General features: G+C 70.0%; 28 protein-coding genes and 5 pseudogenes. 17 read left to right on the plus strand and 16 right to left on the minus strand.

Annotation, left to right across the window (positions count from 1 at the left end; all coding sequences use genetic code 11):
* Positions 1-288: 288 nt before the first annotated feature.
* Positions 289-1,263 carry an NADP-dependent oxidoreductase gene (locus ACH47Z_RS44950; RefSeq protein WP_399085808.1) on the minus strand — a complete coding sequence of 325 codons (975 nt, stop codon included), beginning with the start codon at positions 1,261-1,263 and terminating at the stop codon, positions 289-291.
* A gap of 151 nt (positions 1,264-1,414) precedes the next feature.
* Between ACH47Z_RS44950 and ACH47Z_RS44955 the strand changes: the two genes are divergently transcribed.
* Both ACH47Z_RS44955 and ACH47Z_RS44960 read left to right on the plus strand, forming a co-directional pair.
* On the plus strand, positions 1,415-2,443 hold the full coding sequence (locus tag ACH47Z_RS44955; RefSeq protein ID WP_399085740.1) for a GlxA family transcriptional regulator: 1,029 nt from the start codon (positions 1,415-1,417) through the stop codon (positions 2,441-2,443).
* A gap of 192 nt (positions 2,444-2,635) precedes the next feature.
* Positions 2,636-3,172 (plus strand): hypothetical protein, encoded by a 537-nt coding sequence (locus ACH47Z_RS44960; protein WP_399085743.1) that lies wholly within the window; start codon positions 2,636-2,638, stop codon positions 3,170-3,172.
* Positions 3,173-3,185: 13 nt separating this feature from the next.
* Here the strand turns inward: ACH47Z_RS44960 and ACH47Z_RS44965 are convergent, their stop codons facing one another.
* A complete protein-coding gene (locus tag ACH47Z_RS44965) occupies positions 3,186-4,391 on the minus strand; it encodes an IS5 family transposase (RefSeq protein ID WP_399085746.1) in 1,206 nt (401 codons plus the stop codon).
* Between the two features lie 85 nt (positions 4,392-4,476).
* Between ACH47Z_RS44965 and ACH47Z_RS44970 the strand changes: the two genes are divergently transcribed.
* The gene (locus ACH47Z_RS44970) at positions 4,477-4,731 is read left to right on the plus strand and encodes an alcohol dehydrogenase catalytic domain-containing protein (RefSeq protein ID WP_399085749.1); all 255 of its coding nucleotides are present in this window, start codon (positions 4,477-4,479) and stop codon (positions 4,729-4,731) included.
* Here ACH47Z_RS44970 and ACH47Z_RS44975 read toward each other — a convergent pair.
* The 3 genes from ACH47Z_RS44975 to ACH47Z_RS44985 are packed head-to-tail and all read right to left on the minus strand — an operon-like array spanning position 4,725 to position 6,543.
* Positions 4,725-5,171, minus strand: a complete 447-nt coding sequence (locus tag ACH47Z_RS44975; protein ID WP_399085752.1) for a heme-binding protein — start codon at positions 5,169-5,171, stop codon at positions 4,725-4,727. The genes ACH47Z_RS44970 and ACH47Z_RS44975 overlap by 7 nt on opposite strands.
* Positions 5,172-5,226: 55 nt before the next feature.
* On the minus strand, positions 5,227-5,547 hold the full coding sequence (locus ACH47Z_RS44980) for an NIPSNAP family protein (RefSeq protein WP_384577756.1): 321 nt from the start codon (positions 5,545-5,547) through the stop codon (positions 5,227-5,229).
* A gap of 30 nt (positions 5,548-5,577) precedes the next feature.
* On the minus strand, positions 5,578-6,543 hold the full coding sequence (locus ACH47Z_RS44985; RefSeq protein ID WP_399085811.1) for an NADP-dependent oxidoreductase: 966 nt from the start codon (positions 6,541-6,543) through the stop codon (positions 5,578-5,580).
* A 128-nt stretch (positions 6,544-6,671) separates the two neighbouring features.
* Between ACH47Z_RS44985 and ACH47Z_RS44990 the strand changes: the two genes are divergently transcribed.
* Together ACH47Z_RS44990 and ACH47Z_RS44995 are read left to right on the plus strand one after the other, a co-directional pair.
* Positions 6,672-7,652 carry a GlxA family transcriptional regulator gene (locus ACH47Z_RS44990; RefSeq protein ID WP_399085756.1) on the plus strand — a complete coding sequence of 327 codons (981 nt, stop codon included), beginning with the start codon at positions 6,672-6,674 and terminating at the stop codon, positions 7,650-7,652.
* 631 nt (positions 7,653-8,283) lie between these two features.
* Positions 8,284-8,430: pseudogene (locus ACH47Z_RS44995) on the plus strand (IS6 family transposase); the annotation flags it as partial.
* A gap of 224 nt (positions 8,431-8,654) precedes the next feature.
* On the opposite strand, the gene ACH47Z_RS45000 reads toward ACH47Z_RS44995, so the two are convergent.
* From ACH47Z_RS45000 to ACH47Z_RS45020, 5 genes and pseudogenes are all read right to left on the minus strand, one after another.
* Positions 8,655-8,984, minus strand: coding sequence for a hypothetical protein (locus ACH47Z_RS45000; RefSeq protein WP_399085759.1), 330 nt, complete (start codon positions 8,982-8,984; stop codon positions 8,655-8,657).
* A 32-nt stretch (positions 8,985-9,016) separates the two neighbouring features.
* Positions 9,017-9,280: a hypothetical protein gene (locus tag ACH47Z_RS45005; RefSeq protein ID WP_399085762.1), complete on the minus strand. Its 264-nt coding sequence runs from the start codon at positions 9,278-9,280 to the stop codon at positions 9,017-9,019.
* A gap of 472 nt (positions 9,281-9,752) precedes the next feature.
* Positions 9,753-11,026, minus strand: a pseudogene (locus ACH47Z_RS45010) (ISAs1 family transposase).
* 278 nt (positions 11,027-11,304) lie between these two features.
* Positions 11,305-12,237 (minus strand): SDR family NAD(P)-dependent oxidoreductase, encoded by a 933-nt coding sequence (locus tag ACH47Z_RS45015; RefSeq protein ID WP_399085765.1) that lies wholly within the window; start codon positions 12,235-12,237, stop codon positions 11,305-11,307.
* 29 nt (positions 12,238-12,266) lie between these two features.
* Positions 12,267-12,875 (minus strand): TetR/AcrR family transcriptional regulator, encoded by a 609-nt coding sequence (locus ACH47Z_RS45020; protein WP_399085767.1) that lies wholly within the window; start codon positions 12,873-12,875, stop codon positions 12,267-12,269.
* A 118-nt stretch (positions 12,876-12,993) separates the two neighbouring features.
* Here ACH47Z_RS45020 and ACH47Z_RS45025 point away from each other — a divergent pair.
* Positions 12,994-13,167 (plus strand): annotated as a pseudogene (locus ACH47Z_RS45025) (ISAs1 family transposase); the annotation flags it as partial.
* Between the two features lie 83 nt (positions 13,168-13,250).
* Here the strand turns inward: ACH47Z_RS45025 and ACH47Z_RS45030 are convergent.
* On the minus strand, positions 13,251-13,895 hold the full coding sequence (locus ACH47Z_RS45030) for a TetR/AcrR family transcriptional regulator (protein ID WP_399085770.1): 645 nt from the start codon (positions 13,893-13,895) through the stop codon (positions 13,251-13,253).
* Positions 13,896-14,060: 165 nt separating this feature from the next.
* Here ACH47Z_RS45030 and ACH47Z_RS45035 point away from each other — a divergent pair, with 165 nt between their 5' ends.
* Entirely contained in the window at positions 14,061-15,023 is a 963-nt protein-coding gene (locus ACH47Z_RS45035) for a zinc-binding dehydrogenase (RefSeq protein WP_399085773.1), read from the plus strand.
* A gap of 194 nt (positions 15,024-15,217) precedes the next feature.
* Here the strand turns inward: ACH47Z_RS45035 and ACH47Z_RS45040 are convergent, their stop codons facing one another.
* Positions 15,218-15,964: a transposase family protein gene (locus ACH47Z_RS45040; protein ID WP_399085776.1), complete on the minus strand. Its 747-nt coding sequence runs from the start codon at positions 15,962-15,964 to the stop codon at positions 15,218-15,220.
* On the opposite strand from ACH47Z_RS45040, the gene ACH47Z_RS45045 reads away from it, so the two are divergent.
* The 3 genes from ACH47Z_RS45045 to ACH47Z_RS45055 all read left to right on the plus strand — a co-directional run bounded on the left by ACH47Z_RS45045 (position 15,914) and on the right by ACH47Z_RS45055 (position 18,436).
* Positions 15,914-17,092 (plus strand): IS701 family transposase, encoded by a 1,179-nt coding sequence (locus tag ACH47Z_RS45045; RefSeq protein WP_399085814.1) that lies wholly within the window; start codon positions 15,914-15,916, stop codon positions 17,090-17,092. The two genes, ACH47Z_RS45040 and ACH47Z_RS45045, sit on opposite strands and share 51 nt — an antisense overlap.
* Positions 17,093-17,284: 192 nt before the next feature.
* Positions 17,285-18,139: a hypothetical protein gene (locus tag ACH47Z_RS45050; protein WP_399085779.1), complete on the plus strand. Its 855-nt coding sequence runs from the start codon at positions 17,285-17,287 to the stop codon at positions 18,137-18,139.
* Positions 18,140-18,295: 156 nt separating this feature from the next.
* Positions 18,296-18,436: a hypothetical protein gene (locus ACH47Z_RS45055; RefSeq protein WP_399085782.1), complete on the plus strand. Its 141-nt coding sequence runs from the start codon at positions 18,296-18,298 to the stop codon at positions 18,434-18,436.
* Here the strand turns inward: ACH47Z_RS45055 and ACH47Z_RS45060 are convergent.
* Positions 18,433-18,879, minus strand: a complete 447-nt coding sequence (locus tag ACH47Z_RS45060; RefSeq protein ID WP_399085785.1) for a MarR family winged helix-turn-helix transcriptional regulator — start codon at positions 18,877-18,879, stop codon at positions 18,433-18,435. The genes ACH47Z_RS45055 and ACH47Z_RS45060 overlap by 4 nt on opposite strands.
* A gap of 83 nt (positions 18,880-18,962) precedes the next feature.
* On the opposite strand from ACH47Z_RS45060, the gene ACH47Z_RS45065 reads away from it, so the two are divergent.
* From ACH47Z_RS45065 to ACH47Z_RS45085, 5 genes and pseudogenes are all read left to right on the plus strand, one after another.
* On the plus strand, positions 18,963-19,652 hold the full coding sequence (locus ACH47Z_RS45065; RefSeq protein ID WP_399085788.1) for a hemerythrin domain-containing protein: 690 nt from the start codon (positions 18,963-18,965) through the stop codon (positions 19,650-19,652).
* 248 nt (positions 19,653-19,900) lie between these two features.
* Positions 19,901-20,851, plus strand: coding sequence for a transposase (locus tag ACH47Z_RS45070; RefSeq protein WP_399085791.1), 951 nt, complete (start codon positions 19,901-19,903; stop codon positions 20,849-20,851).
* Positions 20,848-21,327, plus strand: a complete 480-nt coding sequence (locus ACH47Z_RS45075; protein WP_399085794.1) for a hypothetical protein — start codon at positions 20,848-20,850, stop codon at positions 21,325-21,327. The genes ACH47Z_RS45070 and ACH47Z_RS45075 overlap by 4 nt, the downstream gene beginning before the upstream one ends.
* A gap of 28 nt (positions 21,328-21,355) precedes the next feature.
* Positions 21,356-21,547, plus strand: a complete 192-nt coding sequence (locus tag ACH47Z_RS45080; protein ID WP_399085797.1) for a hypothetical protein — start codon at positions 21,356-21,358, stop codon at positions 21,545-21,547.
* Positions 21,548-21,562: 15 nt separating this feature from the next.
* Positions 21,563-21,676 (plus strand): annotated as a pseudogene (locus tag ACH47Z_RS45085) (ketopantoate reductase C-terminal domain-containing protein); the annotation flags it as partial.
* A 141-nt stretch (positions 21,677-21,817) separates the two neighbouring features.
* Here ACH47Z_RS45085 and ACH47Z_RS45090 read toward each other — a convergent pair.
* Positions 21,818-23,101, minus strand: a complete 1,284-nt coding sequence (locus ACH47Z_RS45090; protein ID WP_399085799.1) for an MFS transporter — start codon at positions 23,099-23,101, stop codon at positions 21,818-21,820.
* A gap of 76 nt (positions 23,102-23,177) precedes the next feature.
* On the opposite strand from ACH47Z_RS45090, the gene ACH47Z_RS45095 reads away from it, so the two are divergent.
* Positions 23,178-23,744: a TetR-like C-terminal domain-containing protein gene (locus tag ACH47Z_RS45095; RefSeq protein WP_399085802.1), complete on the plus strand. Its 567-nt coding sequence runs from the start codon at positions 23,178-23,180 to the stop codon at positions 23,742-23,744.
* Between the two features lie 183 nt (positions 23,745-23,927).
* On the opposite strand, the gene ACH47Z_RS45100 is transcribed toward ACH47Z_RS45095, so the two are convergent.
* Positions 23,928-24,326: a hypothetical protein gene (locus ACH47Z_RS45100; protein ID WP_399085805.1), complete on the minus strand. Its 399-nt coding sequence runs from the start codon at positions 24,324-24,326 to the stop codon at positions 23,928-23,930.
* Positions 24,323-25,118 (minus strand): annotated as a pseudogene (locus ACH47Z_RS45105) (IS5 family transposase). Before ACH47Z_RS45105 ends, ACH47Z_RS45100 begins: the two are co-directional and overlap by 4 nt.
* Before the next feature lie 92 nt (positions 25,119-25,210).
* Between ACH47Z_RS45105 and ACH47Z_RS45110 the strand changes: the two are divergent.
* A partial coding sequence (locus ACH47Z_RS45110; RefSeq protein WP_399085817.1) for a transposase occupies positions 25,211-25,536 on the plus strand: 326 nt, incomplete at its 3' end.

The raw sequence follows: 25,536 nt of genomic DNA on the forward strand, positions 1-25,536 counted from the left end.
CCGCGGACGTAGTCCCGCATCCGCCACCGCAGATCCGCACGACCGAACCGGCCCGCCACCCGAGCGAAGACGGATTCCAACTCCTCAGCCCAGCCCTCGACTTCAGCAATCCCCTCCACGACCGGACAACGAGAAGAACCAGCTCAGGACACGATTTCTGACTGGAGTACTAGGGCCTGTCCGGCGGATCTTGTCCGGGGTGGCGGGTCCTGGCGCTTCCCCGAGCTCTCAACTTCGTTCGGGCAGGGCAGCCCCCGTCTCTGCGGCGTTGTCGTCGGTTGCCGTGGCTTAGCGATCGCGGTCGGCCGGTGTCTCCGGGGTGGCTGGTTGGTCCACGGTCAGGACGATCTTGCCCTGTGTGCGGCCCTGTTCGCCGTACGCGTGGGCTTTCGCCGCCTGCTCGAGCGGCAGCACCGTGTCGATGGCGGCGTGCAGTTTGCCCTCTTCGACGAGCGCGGTGATCGCCTTGAGTGCCGCGTGGTCCGGCTCGACGACCGTCCAGCCGGTGTGTACGCCCAGCTCGACAGCGCGCTCGGCGGGCGGTAGGTCGTCGGGGGAGGGCAGGGTGACCAAGTGGCCGCCGGGGCGCAGTACTTCGAGGGAGCGGGCCGCGTAGTCGCCGCCGATCGCGTCGAGGACCACGTCCACGTCCCGTACCGCCGTGGTGAAGTCCACGGCGGTGTAGTCGATGACCTCGTCCGCGCCGAGCCCTCTCAGGAAGGAGTGCTTGGCGGTGGTGGCTGTGCCGATGACGTACGCACCGTGCGCCTTGGCGATCTGTACGGCGAGGTGGCCGACGCCGCCGGCCGCCGCGTGGACCAGCACCCGCTGCCCGGCGGACAGGCGGGCTGTGTCGACCAGTGCCTGCCAGGCCGTGAGGGCGGCCAGCGGCAGTGCGGCGGCTTGGACGTGGCTGATGCCGGCCGGCTTGCGGACGAAGCGGCGCGCGGGCGCGACCACGAACTCGGCGTACCCGCCAGCCAGTTCCGGGAAGCGCGGCATGCCGAAGACCTCGTCGCCGGGCCGGAACAGTGTCACGCCGGGCCCCACCGCCTCGACGGTCCCCGAGACGTCGTACCCCAGGATCGGCGTGGGTCCCGTCTCCCCGAATGCCCCGGAGCCCCGAATCTTCCAGTCGACCGGATTGACGCCCGCTGCGTGGACGCGGACCAGGATTTCGGTCAGTGCGGGCTCCGGCCGTTCTACTTCGACCGGGGCCAGGACCTCGGGGGCGCCCCACTTGCGGGGGCTGATGGCGCGCATGGTGCTCACAGGTGTTCCTCTTCCATGAAGCGGTGAATTAAACAGCAAATCCCTGGTATTGGGCGCTTTCACGCTGTTCATGGGACAAGCCTGCGGCAGAGCGGACGATCATGATGCTGGCAGTCTGGTCATGATGTGACAGGATCTGGCCATGACCGCTCGTGACCTTCATCGGGTGGCCGTCCTGGCGCTGGACGGCGTCTACCCTTTCGAACTCGGCATTCCCTCCCGGGTGTTCGGCACCGCCGAAGGCTCCGACGGGCGCCCGCTGTACGAGGTGGCCGTGTGCACCCCGGACGGCCACCCGGTGCGCACCGACGCCGGGTTCACGGCCTCCGTGGAGCACGGGGGCGAGGCGCTGGAACGGGCGGACACCGTGGTGATCCCGCCCACTGGCGCCCTTGACGCCCTGATCGAGGCGGACGGCTCACTCCCGGCGGCCCTGGCTGCCGCACTCGCCCGGGTCCGCCCGGGCACCCGCATGGTGTCGATCTGCACCGCGTCGTGGGTGCTCGCCGCGGCGGGTTTGCTGGACGGCCGCCCCGTCACCACGCACTGGCAGCACGCCAGTGACTTCCGGCGGGCCTTTCCCCGGGTGAAGGTCGACGAGGGAGTGCTGTTCGTGGACGACGGCGACGTCCTGACCGCCGCGGGCGTGGCCGCCGGCATCGACCTGTGCCTGCACCTGGTCCGCCGCGACCACGGCGCTGCGATCGCCAATCACGTCGCCCGCGTCTGCGTCGTACCGCCGTGGCGCGACGGCGGACAGGCGCAGTACATCGAACGCCCGGTCCCCGAACCGACCCTCGCCAGCACCACCGCCACCCGGGAATGGGCCCTGGAACGTCTCCACCAGCCGCTGTCCCTGGGCCAGTTGTCCGAGCACGCCCGCATGAGCCTGCGCACCTTCACGCGCCGCTTCCGCGAGGAGGCAGGCATGACGCCGGGCCGCTGGCTCACAGCCCAGCGCATCGAACTCGCCCGCCACCTCCTGGAGTCGACCGACCTGTCCATCGACATGATCGCCCACCGCTCGGGCTTCGGCACGGCCAACTCCCTTCGTCAGCACATGCGTTCCATAGTCGGGGTGTCCCCGGCGGCGTACCGACGCACCTTCCAGGCGAGCGCCTATGGGCCCGTCCGGCGGATCATGCCCGCGGCGGGTGAGCCCGGGCAGTGATCCACCGGACGCGACGGGGAACGGGGCGTTACGCCATGGAGAACTTGGCGACGTACTCGTCGAAGGGCTCGATGCCGACTCAAGCTGTTGTTGTTCCGAACCTGAAGGCGACGTTTTAGCTGGTCAGGCATAGGACCGGTGATTCCGTGGGAGCTGTGGCCTGTCGTGTCGCCGCTCTTCGGGAGGTCGCGGATGCCGTCGGTCGTTGGACTGCTGGAACAGCATGAGCTTGCTGCTTGCCGACGCGTGGACGAGCTGCGGGAGGAGGCCGACCGTGTCCAGGCCGAGCTGGCCGCGGCCGAGCAGGAGGGGCAGGAGTGGGTGATCGCCCGCAGGCGGGTCGATACGGTGCTGGCTCCGGACGACGCCGATACCGCTGAGGCCGAGGCCGCCGCGGATCCGCAGAATGATGTCGCGCCGTCGATGGTCCGGGATGCGGCGAAGCCGAAGACGCAGGTGCCGGTGTGGCGACAGGGGCTTGCCTGGTCGGTGCTGTCGGCGGACTACCAGCGCATCCTGAAAGCGCTCGCGGACCGGGGGCGGCTCGGCCAAGGGCCGCTGACCTGCCAGGAGATGGCCGCCGTGTTTGGCATGGACGTGGTGCCGGCTCGGGTGGAGGCACTGCGGTCGAAGGCGAAACGCCTGGTCGCGCGCGGCTGGCTGGCCGAGCCGACACCGGGCCGGTTCACGCTCGCCCGCGATGTGGCCGGGCCAGACGGCGGGTCATGAGCCCGATCATCGATCAGTAGATCATCGCCTCGGCGCTGGTGGTGCGGCGCTCGAAGTCGCGGACCAGGCGGCGGCTGCGCATCAGGTGAGCGAAGAGGCGCTCGACGATCCACCGCTTGGGCAGCACCACGAAGCCGCGCATGTCGTCGCTGCGCTTGACGATCGCCAGGACCAAGGCGAACGCGGCCAGGCAGTGCTCGACGAGGCTGCCTGTGTAGCCGGCATCGGCCCAGACGAGGGCCAACCGGTGGTGCGCGTCGGCCACCTGCTCGAGCAGGACCTTCGCGGCGGTGCGGTCGCCGACATCCGCGGCCGTGACCATCACCGCCAGGAGCAGGCCGAGGGTGTCGACCACGACGTGCCGCTCGCGCCCGTTGACCAGCTTGCCGCCGTCGAAGCCACGGCTGTCCGAGCCGACCACGGCATCCGCCTTGACGCACTGCGAGTCGATCACCGCGGCCGTCGGCTCCGCATCCCGGCCCAGCCTCGTCCGGACCTGTCCGCGCAGCCGGTCGTGGAACTCCCTGACCAGACCATGGTCACGCCAGCGACGGAAGAACGCATAAACCCGGTCCCACGGCGGGAAGTCGGCGGGCATCGCCCGCCACTTGATCCCGTTGTCCACGAGATACCGGATCGCATCAAGCATCGCCCGGTGGCAGTACGCCTCCGGCCGGCCGCCCCGCCCACGCAGCCAGCCCGGCACCGGCAGCAGCGGCCGGACCACGACCCACTCCGCGTCCGTCATGTCCGAGGGCAGGTGACGGCGCGGCGTGTCCAGGCCGGCTGAACCCTTGAGGGCCTTGCCGTCCACGGCGATGACCTGCCGCGATCGGGCCCCGGGCACGTCCGCGGACGCGGTGATGCGGTGCCGGTCGGCCAGGTAGGCGCACACAGCCTGGTCCAGGGCGTCGCCGTCAAGTGCCTGAAGGACGCGTCCGGGAGTGACCGGCTTGGGGCTGCGCCGCCAGCCGAGCAGGTGACGGCGTACCCCGAGGGATGCCAGCAGCGAGTTCGTGGCCCGCTCGCCGAACTCGCCGAACTCGCCGAACTCGTCGATGCTCTTCGCGCCGTAGACGGCCGCGCAGGCACACACCAGCAAGATCGCCGTCAGCGAGTACCACCGGCCCCGGCGTGAGCGCGGGTCGGGCACCGATTCGAGGTAGGGACGCAGGTCAGCGATCCGGTCCGCGTCCAGCGGCCCCAGTTTCTCCAGCACGGCAGGGATGGGGGAAGATGCAACAGCAGGCACGGGACGTCCTCGTGATCATCTGGCTTCGACACCACAATGATCACGAACCCCCGTGCCTGCTCTGCTGTCCGCCCCTACCGGCCGATCACCAACCCTGCACGCAATCACGGAACTTGACGGAGCCCTAGCCCGGCCCGGTCTGGATGGCGCCGGCACCGTGACCGCGATCGGTGACGACGTGACGCGATTTCGCGTTGGCGACCGTGTCGTCGGCCAGTTCTGGAGCCAGCCACTGCAGTTCGGGACCTTCGCTGAGGTCTGCGTCGTCCAGGCGCCACAGGCCGACACTCCGGTGGTCGGTCAGTGACCGGGCAGCTCGAAGCCGAGAGCGGCCAGGGCCTCCTCGGCGGCCTGCTGGTCCTGCTCGTAGCTGCCGCCGGAGATCCCCAGGCCCCCGATGCACCGGCCGTTGTCGATGATCGGGTAGCCGCCGCCGACGGCCATCAGACGAGGGTGACCGGCCAGCGGCGCGACCCGCGGGTTGGCGAGGTAGTCGTTCCACGTGTGGGTGGGGATGTGGAAGGAGGCCGCTGTCCACGCCTTGTCGAGGGCGACCTCGGCGGTGAGGAAGGGCGCGTCGTCGGCCCGATCGAACGCCTTCAGATGTCCGCCCTGGTCGGTGACGGCGACGGCCGCCGTGAAGCCGATCCGGGCAGCGGCGGTGTGTACTGCCGCGATGAGTGTGCCGGCGGCGGCCTGGGTGATTGACGAGGCGGGGGCCGACTTCTGGACTGTGATGGTGCTCATGAATGTTCCTTTATTGCTGTGCTGTGCGCGTCGGGTGGAGGGGCCGCAAGCCAGGTCACCGCAGGGGTGAGGCCGGGGTGGGGACCACGCGGGTGACGACGGACTTCTCGGGGATCAGCAGGCCGTAGACGACCGGGCCGATCTCGTTCTTCCAGCGGTCGTGCTCGTACACGGCTGTGTACAGGGCCTCGCTCTGGGCCTCGTCCTCGAACCGGCGGATCCACACGTAGCCGTCCTCGTCCTCGGCGTCGACGAAGGAGGCGGTCACGTCCATGCCCAGCGAGGCCTGGAACGGGATGACCACGTCCTCCATGTAGCGCACCCACTCCTCGCGGCGTCCGGGCTGCGCCTGGTAGCGGCGGATCTCGTAGTACACGGTGCTGCTCCTGACTGCTTGCAGGGAAGGTCAGTCGGTCACGGTGAGGACGACCTTGCCGCGGGTGCGGCCGGCCTCGACGTGGGCGTGGGCCGTGCCGACCTGTTCCAGCGGGAAGGTTTCCTCCACCTCGACGGCGACCTCACCGGCGTCGATCAGGCGGGCGATCGTGGTCAGCGCGGGACCGTCCGGCTCGACCAGGTACGCAGTGACGCGCACGCCGGCTGCCTCGGCGGCCTGGGCCAGTTCCGGGGAGACGCCGGCCGGTACGGCGACCAGTAGGCCGGCCGGGCGCAGGACCTTCAGCGAGCGGGTGCTGGTCTGGTCATGGGCGTCGCCCACCAGGTCGATGACGACGTCGACGTCCTTGACGACGTCCTCGAAGCGGGTGGTGGTGTAGTCGATGGTCTCGTCGGCGCCGAGTTCCTTGAGCCAGGGGTGGCGTGCGGCGCTGGCGGTGGCGATCACGTGGGCGCCCAGGTGCCGGGCGAACTGGACCGCGAAGTGGCCCACCCCGCCGGCGGCGGCCGTGATCAGGACGCGCTGGCCGGCCTGGACGTGGGCGGTGTCGACCACGGTCTGCCAGGCGGTCAGCGCCGCCAGCGGCACGGCGGCCGCGTGCGCGTGGTCGAGGGTGGCCGGCTTGCGGGCCCACTGGCGGGCCGGGGCGGTGACGTACTCGGCGTAGCCGCCGGCGGCACGCGGGAACCACGGCATGCCGTAGACCTCGTCGCCGACCTTCAGGGTGGTGACGCCGAAGCCGACCTCCTCGACGACACCGGACACGTCCCAGCCCAGGATCAGCGGGAGCGTCTGCAGCCCCGCCATGCCCTGGCCCTCGCGGGTCTTCCAGTCCACCGGGTTGATCCCGGCGGCGTGCACCCGTACCAGCACCTCGGTCGGCAGCGGCTCGGGGCGCGCGACCTCCTCGACGGTCAGCACCTCCGCTCCGCCGAACTTCGTGACGGTGACTGCCCGCATCGTGTGCTCACTCATGTTGTCCTCGCTCATGTCCGTCTCACTGTTTCTTGTGCCGGGACCGCGGTCCCGGCACAAGAAAGCGTGGCGTGTGCCCGCAGAGGCGGGTGAGTGGCCGGGAGGACATCTGTCGTACCATTCCAGCCATGACGCATCGTGTTGTCGTTCTCGCCCTCGACGGAGTCCAGCCGCTGGACCTGGGCATCCCGGCCCGGGTGTTCAACGAGGCCTGTGAACCGGACGGGACCCGTCTGTACTCCGTCAGCACCTGCTCCCTCGGCGGCCGGCCGGTACGCACGCACGAGGACTACCGGATCGTCGTCGACCACGACGAGTCTGCGCTGGAGACCGCGGACACCGTCGTTCTGGCCACACAGGAGCCCAGCGAGCAGCTGCTCGCGACCGGCGCGCTCCCCGAGGAACTCGCCGCGGCGCTGGACCGGATAGGACCGCAAACCCGCATCGTCAGCCTGTGCACCTCGGCCTTCCTGCTCGCGGCGGCCGGTCTGCTGGACGGTCAGCGGGCCACCACGCACTGGGCGCTGTCTGACGCGCTGGCGCGGCTGTTCCCCGACGTCGACGTCGATCCGGACGTCCTGTTCGTCGACAACGGACGCATCCTTACGTCCGCCGGCGGAGCGGCCGGCATCGACCTGTGCCTGCACCTGGTCCGTCTGGACCACGGGGCGGCGGTGGCCTCGGCCGCCGCGCGGCGCTGCGTCGTGGCGCCGTGGCGCGAGGGCGGGCAGGCCCAGTTCATCGAGCACCCGGTTCCGCAGGACACCGACCGTTCCACTTCGGCGACCCGGCAGTGGGCGCTGGACCGGCTGGCCGAGCCGGTCACACTGGAGGACATGGCCCGGCACGCGCACATGAGCGTGCGCACCTTCACCCGGCGGTTCCGCAGCGAGGTGGGAAGCAGCCCGCTGAAATGGCTGGCGCAGCGGCGGCTGGCGCACGCGCGCCTGCTGCTGGAGTCCACCGACCTGACCGTCGCACGGATCGCCACCGTCTGCGGCTTCGGCGACCCCGTCGCCCTGCGCAAGCACTTCCACACGCACCTGGGCCTGTCACCACTGGCCTACCGTCGCGCCCACAGCGCACCGGAGCCGATGACGGCACGGTGACCACCCAGCCGGGTCGTGGCTGCGACAACGCCCCACCCATCAGCCGGCGCGTCGAGTGGCTCCTACTGCCCTCTACCACCACTTCAAGGGCAAAGTCCCGGACATCATGTACCGGGTTACCGAGGACATCGTGGATGACATGGACCGCGTAGGCGGCGGTGCCTCGCCGAGTACTGCAACGGCACGCTGGAAGACGGTCTGGCGATCGCGCCCACGGGCTACACCGTGGGTCTGTATGGTCTTCGGCTCTGGTCCGTAGTCGGTGGTGACGCCGAGTAGCCGCCTCGGTCATGATCTTGTGGTGTATATCACATTCACCACCGCCTGGCAGCAGGCCGCCCGGCTGCCGGCCCTCACCTGACGGTTGGCCACCGCCCCGACGACGCCGCAGAGGAGAGCGTCGCACCACCCTCGGGCCCGTGGAACCCGACGCCCTGCAGCGTCACGCGACAGCCAGTCCCGACACGGCACGGGACATATCGGGCAACCAGCCGCTCACGACGCCCCCGTCAGCCCTTAGAAGAATCGAGGTCGACACCAAAATGATCACGAACCCCCGTGCCCTGCTATCCGCCCCTACCGGCTGATCACCAACTCTCCACGCAATCACGGAACTTGACGGAGCCCTGGGTTCCTGTCTGCGTTCAGCGGCGTCTCACCCCACTTCCGGCCCCGCCGCCACCTGATGACGGCCTCCGACCACCGCGCCGAGATGACCATCCGCTTCGCGATCCGGGACCAGATCACAGGCACTGCCGGCCGGCCCACCACGGCCTGAACACAGGCCCGGACCGCGGGCCCACCATGCCCCGACGCACCGTCAGACACCCACACATCCAACAACGTGACAGCGCCCCGCCGCCCCCAGGACCGCCCGCCAGCCAGTGCAGCCGCTACGACTCATTCCGCTCCGGGACCCGGGAATCTGCGTCGGGCCGTGGCGCTCCAACGCCACCTCCAGCTCGGCCCGCACTTCCGGAGAGGTCTCACATGACGAGAGAATCAGCTCGTCCAGGTCTTGATCTGGGCGGCGACCTCCCGCACCGGGAGCCCGTCCCGGGCGGCGCGGGCCAGCGGAAGAACGGTGTCCAGGCCAGGGCTCACAGGCAGGCCGCACGCCGACAAGTACGCAGCGGTCACTGTGGCCGCGAACAGAAGGTTCCTCACTTCCAGGCTCGGGTTTCTCGCCAACTCGCACAGCAGCGCCGCCGCCTTGTGATGGGGCTCGGGATAGACCTCGCGGTCCAAGACCTCGGCCCGATGACGTGCCTCCGTGGCGACCGGCACGCCGTAGTCGATGACCTGGGGATCACCCGGGATCTGCTGTGCCACGGCCAAGATCCAAGTGAGGTCGATCCGGAGATTCACGCGGCGTCCCTCGGAGCGCTCTTCGCCAGCCCTTCCCGAAGCCCGGGGTACCGGTCCTCACCGACCTCCGCCTCGAACGCGTCCGCGTACGCGGCCAGGAATGCCGCGGCGCCGGCCATGAAGGCGGCACGCGACTGGTTCACATCGGCCTCGATCAAATCGGCCACATACCCCTGAAGGCTCAGGCCGCGGCGTTTGGCCCGGTCCTCGGCGGCCGCCCTCACTTCGTCGTTCAGCCGGATATTCGTCTGCTTTCCCATACCCGCCACGATAGCTAGCCACTGATACCGATGACTAGCAATCGGCCGTACAGGGTCCTGCTGCCGCGCGGTCGGGCCGGATGCCGCGCCGTGCACAGCACCGCGATCAACGCCGCGATGAAGCAGGTCAGCGGGGCTCAGTCCTTGCACCGCCGGGCATCCGGAACTGGAGAAATGGATTTCACGACCGTGGCTGGCCGGTGTGGCGTCCGTCCTCGGGAACTGTGTCCGCCACGGTCTTGGGGAGCGCCACATCAGCGAGGTGAGGCCTGTCATGTCGGGCGGGACCGGCCAACCGCCGGAGCTTGCACATCGGCGAAGATCATCTCTCAGGCGGCCTGGAGGGGCACCAGACGCTGGGAAACCGCCCACCGGCGTGGGCCGCCCTGGAATGATGAATCATCACATCGCACCAGATCGCCAGGGGGACGAATGGCAGGGCCCCGGAGTGTTCCGGGAATGTCCGGTTTGATCACGTGATGCCGTGGACTCGAAGGACGCTTGTGGGGTCGGTGTGGGCGCGTCTGGCGCTGGCGGTGTTGGCCCAGCCGAGGGTCCGGAGGGTGTCGCGGACGATGTCGCCGAGGATGGCCATGACGGCGGGGGTGTTACGTGTGCGGATGGTGCGGGCGTCCTCGCCGAAGGTGACGTCACGGACCCAGTGGACGCTGTTTTCGATCGCCCAGTGGCCACGCGTCCAGGCCGCGATCTCTTCGGCGCTCGCCTGCTCGGCCGTCAGGTCGGTGACCGCGTAGACGACCTCCTCGCTCCACTTCTTCGCTCCGATCGGGCGGCGCCGACGGCGGATCCGGACGACCTGACGGGCCTGGGGGAAGAGCAGCCCGTTCACGCTGACGACCTGGAGTTCGCGGATCTCCTCGCGGCCGTGGCCACGCTCGCTGGCGCGGTGCAGGACCGGGATCTGCTTCCAGGGAAGGGACTTGAGCTGCCGAGCGAGGTTCTTCTGGTTCCTCTTCACAGACAGCAGGTAGTGGGCGCCGCGCTCCTCCACGAGGTAGCGGGCGTGCTCGCGCTGGGCGTGCAGGGCGTCCAGCGTCACCACGGCGTTTTTGAGTTCCTCGGCGGGGATCTGTTCCATCAGGGGCTGGAACTCGGGGATTTCGTTGGTCTTGGCGCCGACCTTGCGGGCGGCTACGGTCAGCGCGTCCTGGTGGCGTACCGCGGTGAAGACGTAGACCCTGGAGCCGTCGGGCCGCTTCGCCCCGCGCAGGCATTTGCCGTCCCCTGCGAAGGCCCGTCGCCGCGCGCGGGTCGGCCCCTCGCCTTCAGCGCGGCGCGGTGGGCGCGGCGCTGCTCGCGCTCCGCGAGCCCTTCGGGGGTGAGAGGGGTCACCGTCGCCTCCTGCTCGGCCAGGGCGGCCAGCCGCTGGTAGCCGGCCCGGGCCAGCGCGGCGGGGTCGACCTTGCCGTAAGCGTCGCGCAGGGTCTTCTCGTCGGGGCACCGGATCCGTCCCGTCATCGGGTCGAAAGGGCAACCGAGGGCGGCCAGGACCCGCTGGTCGCAGCAGCGCAGCCACTCCCCGATCGCGACAAGGGAGTTGCGGCCGGCGGTGGTCAGCGCGCAGACCCCGATCGCCAGCAGCGTCGCCAGTCGGTAGCGCACCCCGCGAGGATCGCGCGGGTCCGGCACCTGAGCCAGGACGTCGAGCAGCCCCTCGGGCACCACCGACTCCGCGAGCCGAAGCGCCGGAGTGATGAAGGCCGCACGCGTCGGCGCCAAGGACATGGGGGAAGAGAGAGCAACGAGCACGACACCCTTGTAGATCTTGAAGTCCAGAGAACTCCATGATCTACAAGGGCCGTGCTCGTTTCATGCCCGAGCGCCAGCCATCAGGTCATATCGGACACTCCCGGACATGGCTTCAGCCTTGTCGTTGCTCCGGCGCGAACCAGGTGTCTGGTCGTCTCGGAACTGCCCATGTCTGGGCGGTGGTTGGGCCTGTTGCGGGGCGGGCTGGTCGGCGTGCCGAGGGCGGCGCCGATCCCCCTGGTGGGCATGTCGGCTCAGCTGCTGGGGGACACGGTGTCGGTGAGGTCGGCGAGCAGGGCACGGGTCTCGGCGACGAGGCGGTTCTGGAAGGCGGTGTCGCGGACCTGGGTGGAGCCCTGCATGGGGTGGCCCTTCTCGTCGTAGTAGACGCCGGTGCTGTTCGAGGTGTCGGTGAGAACGCTGGTGATCATGCGGGCGGCGCGCTTGGGTGTGCTGCCGCCGGGCATGAGCGGGGCGAGGGGGCCGAAGACGTGGGCCGCGAGGAACTGCAGGGCGGGGTTGGCGTCGCGGCTCAGTCCGGTGGAGGGGTTGAATCCGGGTTCGACGGCGTTGTACCGCAGGCGGGGGGTCTCGCGGGCGAAGGCGAGGACGGTGGCGAGGTTGGCCTGCTTGGAGGTGGCGTAGGCGTCGTAGCCGGGCTTGGTCGACCCGCCCGGCTGCCAGCGGCCGTGCAGGCTGTCATTCGCCGTGATGTAGCGGGCGCCGCGGAAGCCGGCCATGACGGCGGGCTTGCGCTCGGGGTCCTCGACGGCGGAGCAGGTGAAGACGACGTTCGCGCTGTCGGGCAGGTGCGGGATCAGTGCCTGGGTGAAGGCGAACGGGCCGAGGTGGTTGGTGGTGAAGGCCAGGTCCCAGCCCTGGGCGGTGGTGCTGGTCGCAGTGGGCATGATCCCGGCGTTGTTGAGCAGGCCGGCGACCGGCAGGCCGAGCGCGGCGATCTCTTCGGCGGCGCGGTGCACGCTGGGAAGGTCGGCGAAGTCGCAGACGACCGAGACGGCGTGGCCGCCGGGACGGGCGTTGATCTCGTTCTCGACTTCCTTGAGTTTGGCGGGGCTGCGGCCCACCAGGATGAGGGTGCCGTGGGCGGCGAGTTCCAGGGCGGTGCGGTAGCCGATGCCGGAGGTGGGTCCGGTGATGATCCACGCGGGGCGGGGGCGAGTGGTCATGGTCTTCGTCGGTCCCTTGTCGAGGGGGTTCAGGTGCTGGCGGTCTCCGGCCGGTCGGGCATGCCGGTGCCGGCCAGGACGCGCCACAGGGCTTCGAAGGCGGTGTCGGCGTTGGCCGCGGCGCGGCCGGGGTCGCGGATCATCTCGTCGATCGCGGCTTCGGCCAGGGCGTTGGCCAACGTGAGGACGAAGCCGAGCGGGACGTCCTGGACCGGGCCGCCGGCGCGGGCGCGCTCCAGCAGCTGTGCGATTCCGGCCGCGGCCAGGCCCGCCTGGCGATGGCTGTCTTCGGTGACGTCTTCGGCGACCTGGAGCTGGGCCAGGACTCGCCGTTTGGCCGGGTTGCCGGTCGCCCAGCGCGCCCAGTGCTCCCACATGTGGCGCACCTGTTCACGTGGCCCGCCGTCCTGTGGCATGCCGGCCAGGGCGGCTTCGGCCATCTCGGTCTTCAGCGCGACGTACAGCTCGTTGAGCAGCTGGGTCTTGGTGTCGAAGTAGGTGAACAGCGAGCCGTTGGAGACGCTGGCCGCCTTCGCGATCACCGCCGTCGACGCCGCCCCGATCCCCTGGGACGCGATGACCTGCTCGGCCGCCGCCAGGATCGACAGGCGGCGCTCCTCGTTACGTGGTCTGGCCATACCCTCATCATATAAGAGAGCGACCAGTCACTCAACTGTTGTCCGGTTCGCATGCCGCTGCCAGGCCGAGCTGTCCTACGGGCGGGCTACGGCGTCCAGGTCGGCCAGAGCCTCGGCATTTCCCCACGCCCGTCAGGTCGTCCGGATCCGCCGTCGGCGCCGCCCGATCGGAGCGAAGAAGTGGAGCGAGGAGGTCGTCTACGCGGTCACCAACCTGACCGCCGAGCAGGCGAGCGCCGAGGAGATCGCGGCTTGGGCGCGTGGCCACTGGACGATCGAGAACAGCGTCCACTGAGCCCTTTCCAACCTGGCTGCGGCAGGGACCCTGACAAGGCTGTCGGGCGGTAAGGATTGACGGAGCTCTAGGTGACGGATTTATGGCGTGCTGGGCGAGTGCGTGAGCTGCAGGCGTGGTGCTGGCGGCAGCGGCGTAGGCGCTCCCGTCTCTGGTGCGGCGCGGAACGCCTCGATCACGTAGGCGGCGAAGCGGCGGGAGGCCGTGACCCGGGCGGCACTCGGCGTGTCTTGGAGGCCCCGGTGGGCCATGAGCATGAGGATCAGGTCGTCGACGACGAAGCCGGAGCGCAGCTGGCCGGTCTCCTGGGCGCGGCGGGCCAGTTCGCCGACCGCGCGCAGTGTCCGCTCCCGGTCGGCGGCGAAGTCCATGACCCCGGGGAAGGCCGTCATGAAGGCGTCGGCGAATCCCCGGCTGTGCGCGTGGAGTTCGCAGATCCGCTCGATCAGGCTCCGGAATCCGTGCCACGGGTCCGAGTCCGTAAGGGCGTCGCGGACGGCGGCATGGCAGGCTCGCCGCTGCTCGGCGAAGGTCTCCACGATCAGTGCCTGCTTGGTCGGGAAGTGCCGGTACAGCGTGGCGGGGCCGACGTCTGCATGCCGGGCGACCTCGCGCATGGGCGCACTCAGGCCCTCTTCGCCGAACACCGCGCGGGCGGCGTCCAGGATGCGGGCCCGGTTGTCGCGGGCGTCGGAGCGCACAGTCTGAGGCAAATGGCTGGTCATCGTTTCTCACTTTAGCCAAGCGGACGGGGGCGTCCGTTACGGTCCGATGGCGGTGCTGCCGCCCCGTCCCGGCACTTCGCCGGTGATGCCCCGGCTGTGGGGCTGGCCCGACGCCCACGGCCGCAGCAGCTGCAATCCGTCCCTCCGCCGACCCGAGGAGCAGAGATGAAAGCCGTCGTGATCAGGACGTTCGGAGACCCGGATGGCCTGGAGGTGGTCGATGTGCCCGTACCCGTTCCTGCCCCGGGGCAGGTGCAGATCGCCACGGAGGCGATCGGGGTAGGCGGCGTGGACGCCGTGATCCGCCGGGGAACGCTTGCCGCCTACGGCTTCCGGGAGGGCCATCTCCTCGGCAGCGAGGTCGCGGGAAGGGTCACCGCGGTGGGAGAGGGCGTGGACGCCTCGTGGATCGGGCGGCGGGTGTGGGCGTTCACCGGCCTGTCCGGTGGGTATGCCGAGCAGGCCGTCGCCGTAGTCGAGGACGTCCTTGCGCTGCCCGACGGTCTGACCGGCGCCGACGCGGTGACCCTCGGCGGCTCCGGCGTGGTCGCCCACTTCGCCCTGGACCGGGCCCGTTTCACGCCCGGCGAGACAGTGCTCGTGCGCGGTGCGGCGGGCAGCATCGGGATTACGGCGGTGCAGCTCGCAGCCAGGGACGGCGCGAGCGCGGTGGCGGTCACCACCTCGTCGGTGGAGCGTGGCGCTCGTCTGCGGGACCTGGGCGCGACCCATGTCCTTGACCGCTCCGGCCAGGACGGCCTGGACGCACCGGCGGGCTTCGACGTGGTGATCGATGTCGTGGGGGGTCCCCAGCTTCCCCTTTTCCTGGACAAGTTGAACTCCAACGGGCGATATGTGGCTGTCGGTGTGGTCGGTGGGCAGCCGCCGGCGGACTTCGGCATGCGGCTGATGGACGCCTTCCGCAGGTCGTTGTCGTTCGCCACTTTCAGCTCTGACACCGTGCCCGGCCCCGACCGGCAGGCCGTGCGGTCGTCCCACTTCGCCGATGCTGCGCACGGGGACCTGCGCACGGTCGTGCATGAAGTGTTGCCGCTGGACCAGGCGGTGCTGGCCCACCGCGAGATGGACGCGGGGGAGGTGTTCGGCAGGGTTGTGCTTGCGCCCTGAGCCGGGCAGGGACGGCGTTCGCGGGCCGGTGCCGCCCAGGTCGTGGCTGACGCCCGGCGCCGACGGTCACAATCATCGGCGCCGGTCAAGTGCGTGGCGTGCCCGGTTACTGCTGTCTCGTCCGGCATCAGGGTGCGCCGCCGTGTGGGCGCGGCGTGATGATGCCCTGGATGGCCGTGAGCCACTTTCCGGCCTCAGCGTGATGTCACCCGGTGGAGGGCGAGGATGGCTTTGACCAGGTCGGTGATGCGCGTGGTGCTGCAGCGGAGCTTGCGCAGCAGCCGCCAGGTCTTCAGGGTTGCGATGGCCTGGTCGCCGACGGCGCGGATCTCGGCGTGGGAGACGTTCACGGCCCGCTGGCCTGCGGAGAGCTTGCCCCAGCGGCCGCGGTAGGGGACGCAGACGGTGCCGCTGGCTCCCTGGTAGCCCTTGTCGGCCCAGCAGCGCACACCGGCGTCGGTCAGGGCGTCGACGACGCCGTGGGTGCGGGCGGCTTTGACGTCGTGGACTGCGCCGGGCAACGCGGGCGAGGCCCACAGCAGCCGACCGAGGGGATCGGCGATGATCTGCACGTTCATGCCGTGCTTCTTGTGCTTGCCCGAGTAGAAGGGGCGGTCGGCAGCGATCCGGTCGATCGGCAGCAGGGCACCGTCCAGGATCACGAACGCCTTGCGGGGCGCGGTGCGGACGGCAGTTGCGAGGTCGGAGGCGTGGGTGGCCAGGATCTCAACCGCCTCGGCGACGTACCGATAGACGGTGGCGACGCCGACGCCGAATCCGGCCGCGAGCTGGGCGTAGGTGTGACCGCACCGCAGGTGGGCTAGTACTGCAACCGCATCTGGGGTGACGATCAACGTCGCCTGTCGTTGATGTGACTGTGTGCTGATGCGCTGACGGTCGAGCAGGTTGAGTTGTGGTCCGAGGGGATAGCCGGGCTGCATGCCCGGTTCGCCCACCGTTTTGGCAGGTCCGAGCCGCGCGAGCGGGCACTGGACTACCTTCAGGGGCTGGTCGCACCTTTGGAGAGGAAGAACGGCTGGACGTTGGCCGAGCAGGTCGGCCAGCTCCGCCCGGACGGCGTCCAGCGTCTGCTCAACCTCTCCGACTGGCATGAGAACGCGGTCCGAGACGACGTCCGTGACTTCGTCGTGGAGACCATCGGCAGCCCAGACGGCGTCCTGATCTGCGACGACACCGGCTTCCTGAAGAAGGGCACCAAATCCGCCGGTGTCCAGCGCCAATACTCGGGTACTGCCGGCCGCACGGAAAGCTGCCAGATCGGCACCTTCCTGGCCTACGCCTCGGCCCGGGGACGTGCTCTGATCGACCGCGAGCTCTACCTCCCGGCCTCCTGGACCGATGACCGGGACCGCTGTCGGGCCGCCGGCATCGGCGACGAGATCCGTTTCGCGACCAAGAACGAGCACTTCAGGCAGATGCTGCAACGCGCCGTCGACGCCGGTGTGCCGTTCGCATGGGTGACCGCGGACGAGGCATACGGGCAGGTCAAGCACACACGTTTCTGGCTGGAACAGCGCGGCATCGCCCATGTGATGGCCGCCAAGGTCAACGACACGGTCATCACGACCCGTTGGTCCGAGAAACGGGTCGACGAGCTGATCGCCGCGCTGCCCCGGCAACGTTGGAAGCGGCTGTCGGGCGGGCCGGGCGCGCACGGCGAACGCGTCTACGACTGGGCACGCGTCGCGATCCGCCCTTGCTGGGAAGACGGCTTCGGGCACTGGGTGCTGGCCCGCCGCAGTGTCAGCGACCCCACCGAGATCGCGTACTACGTCTGCTACGGACCGGCCTCCTCGCGGCTGAAAGACCTGGTCAAAGCCGCCGCAGCGAGGTGGGCGGTGGAGGAGTGCTTCCAGACCGCCAAGGGAGAGTGCGGCCTGGACCACTACCAGGTCCGGCTCTACCGGGCCTGGTACCGGCACATCACCCTGTCGATGGCCGCACTCGCCTACCTGACCGCAGTCCGCGCACAAGAAGCCACAAAAGGGGCAACGCACAGGACGAGCAGAACCTCATACCCCTCAGCGTCCCCGAGATCCGCCGGTTGATCGGGCCCATCGTCATCACGCCCCGCCACCACACCAACGAACACCATCTGCACTGGTCACACTTCCGTAGACACAGCCAGGCCCGAACCCGCCGCTCCCACTACAAACGTCGAGACCACAACCCCCAGATGCGGTTGCAGTACTAGCTCGGTGGGCGGTCCGATGCTGTGGCCGGCAGAGGAGCCGTGGCCGGTGTGCGGTGAAGCGCACGGCCTCGGCCGGGGCCGGCGCTCGGCCGACATCCACTGCTACCGGCAAGTCCTGGCTGCCGCATGGGCTAGGGAACATAGCCCGGGCCCCACGGAGGAGGAACGAGAGCTTCTGGCCGAGCTGAGCCTGGAGTACCGGCTTCCGGAGGTGTCGGAGACGGATCCGCTGCCAATGATCGGCCTGGCGCAGCTGTACCGGCGGGATGTCCCGGACCTGCCGGAGGGGCCGCAGGACTGCGACCTGCTCCAGGTGTTCTGGTGCCCTTTCGACGCACACGACCCGAGCCGGTACGACGTGAAGCTGCAGCTGCGCTGGCGGCGGTCGTGGCAGGTCGGTCAGGTGTTGGCCGTGCCCCCGCAGCCGCTGGTCGTTGGGTCCGCCGGATTCGTACCCGAGCCCTGCGTGCTGCACCCGGAGCAGGTGGTCAGCTACCCGTTCGCCGGCTTCCTGCCCGAGGACCTATGCGTCCGGATCGACACCTGGGAGGAAGCTCTCGAGGAGGAGGCCGAGCAGTCGGCGGACGACGAGCCGGTCGGCTATCAGTACGACCTGTCCATCCCGCCCGGCTGGCGCGTCGGCGGCTTCGCCTCCTGGCACGCCACCGACCCGTACCCCATGGACTGCCAGACCTGCAGGACGCCGATGCACCTACTGCTGACCATCGACAGCTCGGAGTGGGACGGCGGCAGCGGCAGCTGGACGCCGCTGGAAGACCGAGACCTGCCCACCCATCGGAGCGCCACCCCCACCGAGGTCACCGTGGGCCGATTCGGCGAGCTCAACGTCTTCGCCTGCCCCACCGATCCCGACCATCCGCACCGCTCCAGCATCCAGTAGCTCGCGGATGCTGGCTCCACGCCGGGTTTGGCACGCCGCTCATCGGCGAGCGCGGGTGCTGTCGCATCTCATGAACATCGAACACGATGCGCCGCCGACGCCCCAAACTTGTGTACAGGTGCTGTCGGTTCTCGAAGTGAACGAAGCCAGGCGATCGTGCAGATGCCCGTCGGTACGACCGAGGGCCAGGGCGAGGTGATCGACGCGAAGGCACTGCCATGGATCCTCGATGCGATCGCCGCCCGCGGCTACCGCGTCATCGACCTTCGCACCCTCCTCGCCGGGGTGTCTCTCTAGCGCTTGCCTGCTTCTCCTTCGTGGCGGTCGAGTTCGGCCAGCAGGCGCCGCAGCGATGTCCTGGTGGCGTGGATCTCCTTGTCGGGGATGGCCGCGAAGAGGGTGCGGTGCAGTTGTTCGGCCCTGGCGGTGACGCGGGCGAGTGACTCCCTGCCGCGGGGCGTGAGGGTGAGCAGGGGGGAGCCGCGGTGGTCCGGGTTGGGCTCATAGGAGGCGAGCCGGAAGGACACGAGGTCGTTGGCGACGCGCTGGACGTTCTGGCGGCTGACGCCGAGGCGGCGTGCGGCCTGGGGGACGGTGAGCGGGTCTTCGGAGGCGGCGCTGAGGACCTGCCATCGGGCCTGGGTGAGGCCTTCTGCTGCGGCGGTCTGCTCGCCTAGCCGGCGCAGGGCGCCGGCTGCCTCGAAGACGTCGGCGATCAGCAGGGCTGCCTCGTCCGGCATCGCACACTCCTTCACTTGACAACATGTTGCTAGAAAGACAATGTGTTGTCATCGTACTGGATCGGCTACCCGAAGGACAGACCATGCCCAAGGTCGACCTCTACCGGAACGTCCACATGGGACAGCGTGCGCGGCTGTTCACCCTCGCCACCGAACTCGGCGCCGCGGACATCACTCACAGTGGCGCCGCGGCCGAGCAGGCGGAGCGCTGCCTGGCCATGACCCAGGAATTGCGTGAGCACGCCGACCACGAGGACACCTTCATCCACCAGCTCCTGCGCGAGCGCGCCCCCGAGGCAGCCGACGCACTGGACGCCGAGCACATACGCCTCGACGCCGCCTTCACCACACTCGACGAGCAGGCACGCTCGCTCCCTGGCACCCCCGCCGATGCCCTGCCGGAGGCCCAGCACGCCCTCTACCTGGCCTTGAACGAAGTCATCAGCGCCTACCTCGCGCACCTTCACCTCGAGGAGACAGTCGCCATGCCGGCACTGTGGCAGTACGCCGGCGACACGGAGCTGGACGCCGTCCTCGCCGCCTTCCGTGGCTCCCGCACCCCCGAGGAGGCTCTGACCGACCTTCGCCGGATGCTTCCCGCTCTGCCGCCAGCCGTGCGGGCAGCGATCGCGCGGGGGGTCGTCGAGGCGGTACCGGGCCAGGAGGCCGGCCTCCTGGCCGCGGCCACCACCACCCTCAGCCTCGGCCAGCGCCAGCGGCTGTATGAGGACCTCGGCGTGCCGGAGGCCTGGGCGCTCCAGGTCCAGCCCTGACGCGCGGCTCGCCGTCACGCCACTTTGCGACGGACACTCACGGAAAGCGGTCCGTGCTCTGACCGGCGCAGTCCACGACCCGTGCGGCGGGTGGGCCAGTGCCGTCCTGGACTGGCACGGTTGCTCCGGCCACCGTCACAGCCCCGCCAGCGCCGTCACCCGGCGCGCTCGGTCACGCACGGACAGCAGGGCGGCCGTTCTTCACGCTTCGAGGTGTCGAGCAACGTCGCGTGAAGGAACGGCCGCTGGTGAAGAGTCTTGCCGCTGAACTGTCCGCTGATGCCGTCTTGGGTGTCCTGTCCCACTTTCGTGTCGAGTTCTGCGACTGCCTCTACACCCGGGCGGATGCGCTCTTCGAGCTCACCGACGCGGTGCTGTGCTCGGACGGGCCGGTGACGTCGCTGGTCGAGTTGACGCTCACTGCCGAGCACCGGCGTGGGCACGGTGCGATGTACGACGCTGTCAACCACGGCTGGCTGGAGCCGCGCCGCCTGCGCAGGCTGCTGGCCTCCACGCCGCTGCCGCGTGCCGCCGACGGGCGGATCGTGCTCGCGATGGATGTGAGCAACTGGCTGCGTCCCGACGCCCCCACCGGAGTTGCTGTTCTGCCACGTCTACGGGCGGGGCCGCAGCGCGGATCAGGTCGTCCCCGGCTGGCCCTACTCCTTCGTCGCCGCCCTGGAGACGGGACGCACGTCCTGGACGCGATCCGGCTGGGACCGTCCGACGATGCCGCCCTGGTGACCGCGACCCGGCTGCGCGAGGTGGTCACCCGGCTGGTGCACGCCGGGCAGTGGCGGCCTGGCGACGCGGACATCCTCGTCGTCATGGACACCGGCTACGACGTCACCCGCCTCGCCTATGTCCTGGCCGGCCTGCCCGTCGAGCTGGTCGGCCGGCTGCGCTCGGACCGGGTCATGCTCCGGGATGCCGGCCCGCGCCGCTCCACCCCGTGTGGCGGGCAGCCCCGCAGGCACGGCGGCGTCCTCACCTTCTCCAAGCCGGAGTCCTGGCACGCCCCCGACCAGGCCACGACGTGCGACACCGCCCGCTGCGGCACGGCCGAAGCCCTCGCCTGGGACCGGTTCGTGGGAGGCGTACTGCGCCGCGGAGTTCGGCATCAGCCGCGTGCAGGCATACCGGCTCCTGGACGTCGCTCGCGCCCTGGCTGCGATCCACGGCGCGGTCACCGTCGGTGACGTCTCGCACGCGAGACACCGACCCGGCCACCGCGGCCGCGCTCGACTACGGCCTGTCCCAGCGCGCCCTGCTCGCCGTCTCCGCCCGTACGGACGATGTCACGGAGATGATCACCCGCCGACTCACCGCGCTCGCCCACAGCGGCCTGACGGCCCTCGATGAGCCGACGGTGCGCGTGGTGGTCCGCCAGGCTGTCCGAGACGTCCGCACTGCCCCGCCTCCGCCGCCCGCCGATCCGCCGGCGGATCCTGCGCTCGCCAATCTCCGCCGCGCCGTCGACGAACTCGCTGCCAACACCCATGCGATCGGCGAGCTGATGCTCGAAGTTGCCCCGGCCTACCTGTCCGACGCCGACGCCGCCGACGTCCTCGCGCTGTTCTGTGAAGAGGTCGGCGAGCCCCTCGAGCACGGCCTGGCCGCCCGCCGCTACGCGATGTCCGGCGACCGCCGCGCCCTGCACGGCATCGTCCTCTGAACAGATCTCCGACCGTGTCCTCACGTCGATGTGGCACAAGTGGGTCTTCATCGCCACGACCACCACCATCACCTGCCTCGCGCAGGGCACTATCAGTGACGTGGCGGCGGTGGGCGGCGGCAAGGGGTTCGCCGACGCGGTCCTCGCCGAGGCCGCCGTGGCCGGCGCGGCCGGTCACCCCCTCCTGACACCGCCTGCGTCGCGCTGCAGGCCACCGTGACGCAGGAGGGTTTCGATGTACCGGGACGTCCTGGACGCGCGGCCCACGGAGGTCGAGCACGTCCTGGCCTCCCTCGCCCGTGCGGCGAAGCGCCTCGACCTGTCTGCTCCGCTGCTGGACGCCGCCATGGTCCGCCTCCGGGTGCACAACCAGTGCGTGGCGAACGCCTCCCGGCCCGGCTGGGACCGGGCGGACGGCAGCCGAACGTCCGACGCACCGCGGTCGCCGCGGCCTCGAGCGGGCCGCGGCGACCGGTTCCCGGGCGGTTCCTCACACCTGGGGAACGCCTCCGGTGGCGGGGGTGCGGGTCGCGCGCAGGTGTTGGGCGAGCAGGGCGAGGGCGCAGAGGGCGGCGACCGTCGCTGCGTAGGTGACGAACGTGTCCTGCAGGCCGGCGTGCGTGGCGGCGATGCCGGCGATCACGGCCGGGATGCTGAAGGCCAGGTAGGAGATGACGAAGGCGACGGAGAGCAGCTCGCTGCGTTCGGCGGGGCGGGCTATCCGGGCCAGGGTGCCGAAGCTGGCGAGGGCGGAGCCGCCGAAGCCGACGCCCGCGATCGCGGTTCCGAGGGCGGCCGCGGTCAGGGAGTGCTCCTCCACACCGGTCAGGGCGACGGCCGTGCCAACGAGGAGCAGGGTCGCGCTGACGGCGAGGGTCCGTCCGACGGACCAGCCGCGCAGGGCGAGGGCGGTGAGGAAGGCCGGGCCGGTGAGCAGGGTGACCACGAGTCCGCCGACGACGTGGCTGGAGAGACCGAACAGGCCGACGGCGACGGACGGGCCGAGCGAGAGGTAGAGGCCGCCGAGCGCCCAGCTCGCGATGAGGATCGGGACCAGGCTCAGCAGGTCGGCCCGCAGGTGGGGGGCGACCCGCAGGCGGGGCTGGAGCGAGCGGGCGACGCCCGGGCGGCGCAGCGAGGTCTCGGGCAGGGCCGACAGGAGGGCGCCGGCCACCACGAGGGCGAGGAGCAGCAGCACGTAGACGAGGCGGGTGGGGTGCGGCCCGTACTCGATGAGGAGCCCGCATCCGAGCGAGCCCAGTCCGAGTCCCAAGGTGGGCGCGGTGCCCGTGACGAGGCCAGCCCAGTGCGGGGCGTGCGCGGGGTTGAGGTCGGACAGTGCGGCGCCGAGCGTGGTCATGGCGGCCCCGGTGGCGATGCCCTGGATGAAGCGTGCCGTCAGCAGCAGGCCGACGTTGCCCGCGGTGAGGAACAGGACCATCGAGACCGCTTCGAGGGCGATCGCGGAGAGCAGGACCGGACGGCGGCCGAGGTGGTCGGAGAGGGCGCCGAGGATGAGCAGCGCCCCGATCATGCCGAGCACGTAGACGGCGAAGACCGTGGTAAGGGTGGTGGCGGAGAAGTGCCATTCCTGCTGGTAGACGACATAGAGCGGGGAGGGCGCGCTGGAGGCGGCCATGAACAGCACGAAGACGACCGCGAGGGAGGCGAAGGCGACGGGACGGCTCAGCCGTCGTCGCCTCTCCTTCGGTGGCGCCACCCGGTCGGTGGGCGGCAGGGAGGGCTGGAGCTGGGACGGGGCGGGACCGGACACGACGCGACTCCAAAAGCAGTGATCGATGCGTTTAGGACGTTACCACTAACGCAGCGATCGGTGCGATAATTTCCCCATGGCTGACTTGTTGACCCAGGTACGTCCCGGCGGCCGCTCCGCGAAGGTGCGGGCGGCCGTCCATCGCGCCGTCGCAGAACTCCTCGCCGAGGAGGAAGCGGAGACACTGACCCTGCCTGCCGTGGCCGCGCGCGCCGGCGTGCACCCCACCACCCTGTACCGGCGCTGGGGGTCCACCGCCCAGCTACTCAACGACGTCGCCACCAGCCGCTTCACCGACGACCTGGTCGTCCCCGACTCCGGCTCCCTCGCCGGCGACCTCCAGCGCTGGCTCGCCGACGTGGCCACCGACGTTGCCGACCCGGACACGCTTGCCCTCATGCGGGCGACGATCGGCTCCGGCCCGGCAGGCGGCTGCGCCTGCGTCGAGGACCGCCACCGCCAGCTCGGCGCGATCATCCGGCGCGAACAGGACCGCGGGGGGACGGCACTCGACGTGGAGACCGCGGCGGACTTCCTCCTCGGCCCGCTCTACTATCGCGCCATTTTCACCCCCGAGCCAGCCTCCGCCGACTGGGCCCGCACACTGGTGTCCACCTATCTGGCGACGCTCCGGACGCCCTGAGCCGCACACGGATCGCGGGGGCGCGGCGTGGCACACGCACATGCGTCTCGCCTGGGCGGCCCCTTCGGTATGAGGCGCAGCACCCCCTGGACAGTGAGCCTCCGTCTTGATCGTCTGGCTCCGGTGACGCTCAGAGGAGGGCTTGTTGGTGTGCGGGGTGGTCGCTGGTTCGCTGAGTGGACGTTAAGTCCGTTTCTGGTAGCGGCCTCGTCCGGGTTGAGTGAGGAAGCCTTGTCGGACGAGGCGTCCGAGGCGGCTGCGGGTGACGTTGACGGTCGCCTCGTCGGTGGGCATGCCGAGGAGTTCGTGCAGCTCGCGGGCTCGGAATGCCCGGCCGGGGTGCTGGTTGAAGGCGTTCACGATGGCCTGGTAGGCGGTGTTCGTCTCGGGCGGATCGGGCTCGGTCCCGGGCGGGATGCGTTCGACGATGATCTTCCGGGTGGTGGCCAGGTCTGCGAGTCGTGCTTCGGTCTCGGCCAGGGCGGCAGTCAAGTGGTCGATCTGGTCGCGTAGTTCAGCGGCCCGGGCCGTGGTTTCGTCGTGCTGGCCCTGGAGGTCTGCCAGGAGCTCGCTGATGTTCACGCGGCCAGCCCGAGGGTGTCGCGCCAGGTGGGGGGCGGGTGTGGTGAGGCGGCGGGCCATGTTCGCGATGGAAGCCCAGTAGACGCGCGAGGCGGAGGTGTCGGGGCGGTGGTCGTACTCGCGGGCGAGGCGGCGGTGCAGCATCAACGTGCCGTTAACCTGCTCCACGATCCATCTCTTCGGTTGCAGGACGAAGCCTTTGCCCTGGTCTGCGGGGTTGCGGCGGACGACCTCGACGTCGATGTCCAGCAGGGCGCCGTGGATGAGAACCTCGTCCTTGAAGCCCCGGTCCACCAGGGCCTTCTCCAGACGCATCCCGCACCGCTCGGCCACCTGATCGAGCAGGGCGGTGCCGGCGGCGATGTCATGGGCAGAGGCGGTCAGCACTACGACGCCGATGATCAGCCCCAGAACGTCGACGGCCAGTCCCCGCTTGCGCCCCGACACCTTCTTGTTGGCGTCCAGTCCCGTCGTGGTCTTCGGGACACCCGCGGCCGCGCGGACGGACTGGGTGTCGGTGATCACCAGGGACGGGTCCTCTCATCGCCGGGCTCTCTCCCGCACCTGGCAGCGCAGGAGTTCCTGGATCCGCTGGTCGAGCCCGTCCTCGCGCCACAGGCCGAAGTAGTAGAACACCGCCGACCAGGCCGGGAAGTCATGAGGCAGATAGCGCCACTGGCAGCCCGTCCGGTTCTGATAGAAGATCGCGTTCACTATCTTCCTCAGATCGCAGGACCCGGGATCTCCGGTCGCTGACCGCGCCACCCTCTCCTGCTTCCAGGCCGTGATCATCGGCTCGATCAACGCCCACTGCTCGTCCGCTAAGACGTCATCTCATTTGGTTGGGTAGGCTGCCAGTCGTGGCGGGGATCGTTGAGCGGCTGATGCCGGATGAGTTGTTGGAGTTGTTCCAGCGGGTGGTGCCGGAGGCGCCATCGCGGCCTCAGGGCGGTGGTCGGCGTCGGCACGGCGACCGCGAAGTCCTGACCGCGATCGTCTTCGTGGCGAGCTCAGGCTGCACGTGGCAGCAGTTGCCCACCGCGTCGTTCGGGCCGTCCGGCGCGACGGCTCACCGTCGCTTCACCGAGTGGACGAAGGCCCGCGTGTGGGCCAAACTCCACCGCCTGGTCCTCGACGAGCTCGGCTCGCGCGGCGAGCTGGACTGGTCCCGTTGCGCGATCGACTCCGTGAACATGCGGGCCCTGAAAAG

Origin of the sequence: Streptomyces sp. NPDC020192, assembly GCF_044388685.1 — a bacterium.
Classification (GTDB): Bacteria; Actinomycetota; Actinomycetes; order Streptomycetales; family Streptomycetaceae; genus Streptomyces.

Bases quoted from the DNA above. Each gene is read 5' to 3' on its own strand.
- ACH47Z_RS45030 (WP_399085770.1), bottom strand. From the start codon at position 13,895: ATGACCAGCCATTTGCCTCAGACTGTGCGCTCCGACGCCCGCGACAAC.
- ACH47Z_RS45065 (WP_399085788.1), top strand. From the start codon at position 18,963: ATGCCCAAGGTCGACCTCTACCGGAACGTCCACATGGGACAGCGTGCG.
- ACH47Z_RS44950 (WP_399085808.1), bottom strand. From the start codon at position 1,263: ATGCGCGCCATCAGCCCCCGCAAGTGGGGCGCCCCCGAGGTCCTGGCC.
- ACH47Z_RS44990 (WP_399085756.1), top strand. From the start codon at position 6,672: ATGACGCATCGTGTTGTCGTTCTCGCCCTCGACGGAGTCCAGCCGCTG.
- ACH47Z_RS45080 (WP_399085797.1), top strand. From the start codon at position 21,356: ATGTGGCACAAGTGGGTCTTCATCGCCACGACCACCACCATCACCTGC.
- ACH47Z_RS45060 (WP_399085785.1), bottom strand. From the start codon at position 18,879: ATGCCGGACGAGGCAGCCCTGCTGATCGCCGACGTCTTCGAGGCAGCC.
- ACH47Z_RS45015 (WP_399085765.1), bottom strand. From the start codon at position 12,237: ATGACCACTCGCCCCCGCCCCGCGTGGATCATCACCGGACCCACCTCC.
- ACH47Z_RS45040 (WP_399085776.1), bottom strand. From the start codon at position 15,964: ATGCAGCCCGGCTATCCCCTCGGACCACAACTCAACCTGCTCGACCGT.
- ACH47Z_RS44985 (WP_399085811.1), bottom strand. From the start codon at position 6,543: ATGAGTGAGCACACGATGCGGGCAGTCACCGTCACGAAGTTCGGCGGA.
- ACH47Z_RS44955 (WP_399085740.1), top strand. From the start codon at position 1,415: ATGACCGCTCGTGACCTTCATCGGGTGGCCGTCCTGGCGCTGGACGGC.
- ACH47Z_RS45035 (WP_399085773.1), top strand. From the start codon at position 14,061: ATGAAAGCCGTCGTGATCAGGACGTTCGGAGACCCGGATGGCCTGGAG.
- ACH47Z_RS44975 (WP_399085752.1), bottom strand. From the start codon at position 5,171: ATGAGCACCATCACAGTCCAGAAGTCGGCCCCCGCCTCGTCAATCACC.
- ACH47Z_RS45020 (WP_399085767.1), bottom strand. From the start codon at position 12,875: ATGGCCAGACCACGTAACGAGGAGCGCCGCCTGTCGATCCTGGCGGCG.
- ACH47Z_RS44960 (WP_399085743.1), top strand. From the start codon at position 2,636: ATGCCGTCGGTCGTTGGACTGCTGGAACAGCATGAGCTTGCTGCTTGC.
- ACH47Z_RS45095 (WP_399085802.1), top strand. From the start codon at position 23,178: ATGGCTGACTTGTTGACCCAGGTACGTCCCGGCGGCCGCTCCGCGAAG.
- ACH47Z_RS45005 (WP_399085762.1), bottom strand. From the start codon at position 9,280: ATGGGAAAGCAGACGAATATCCGGCTGAACGACGAAGTGAGGGCGGCC.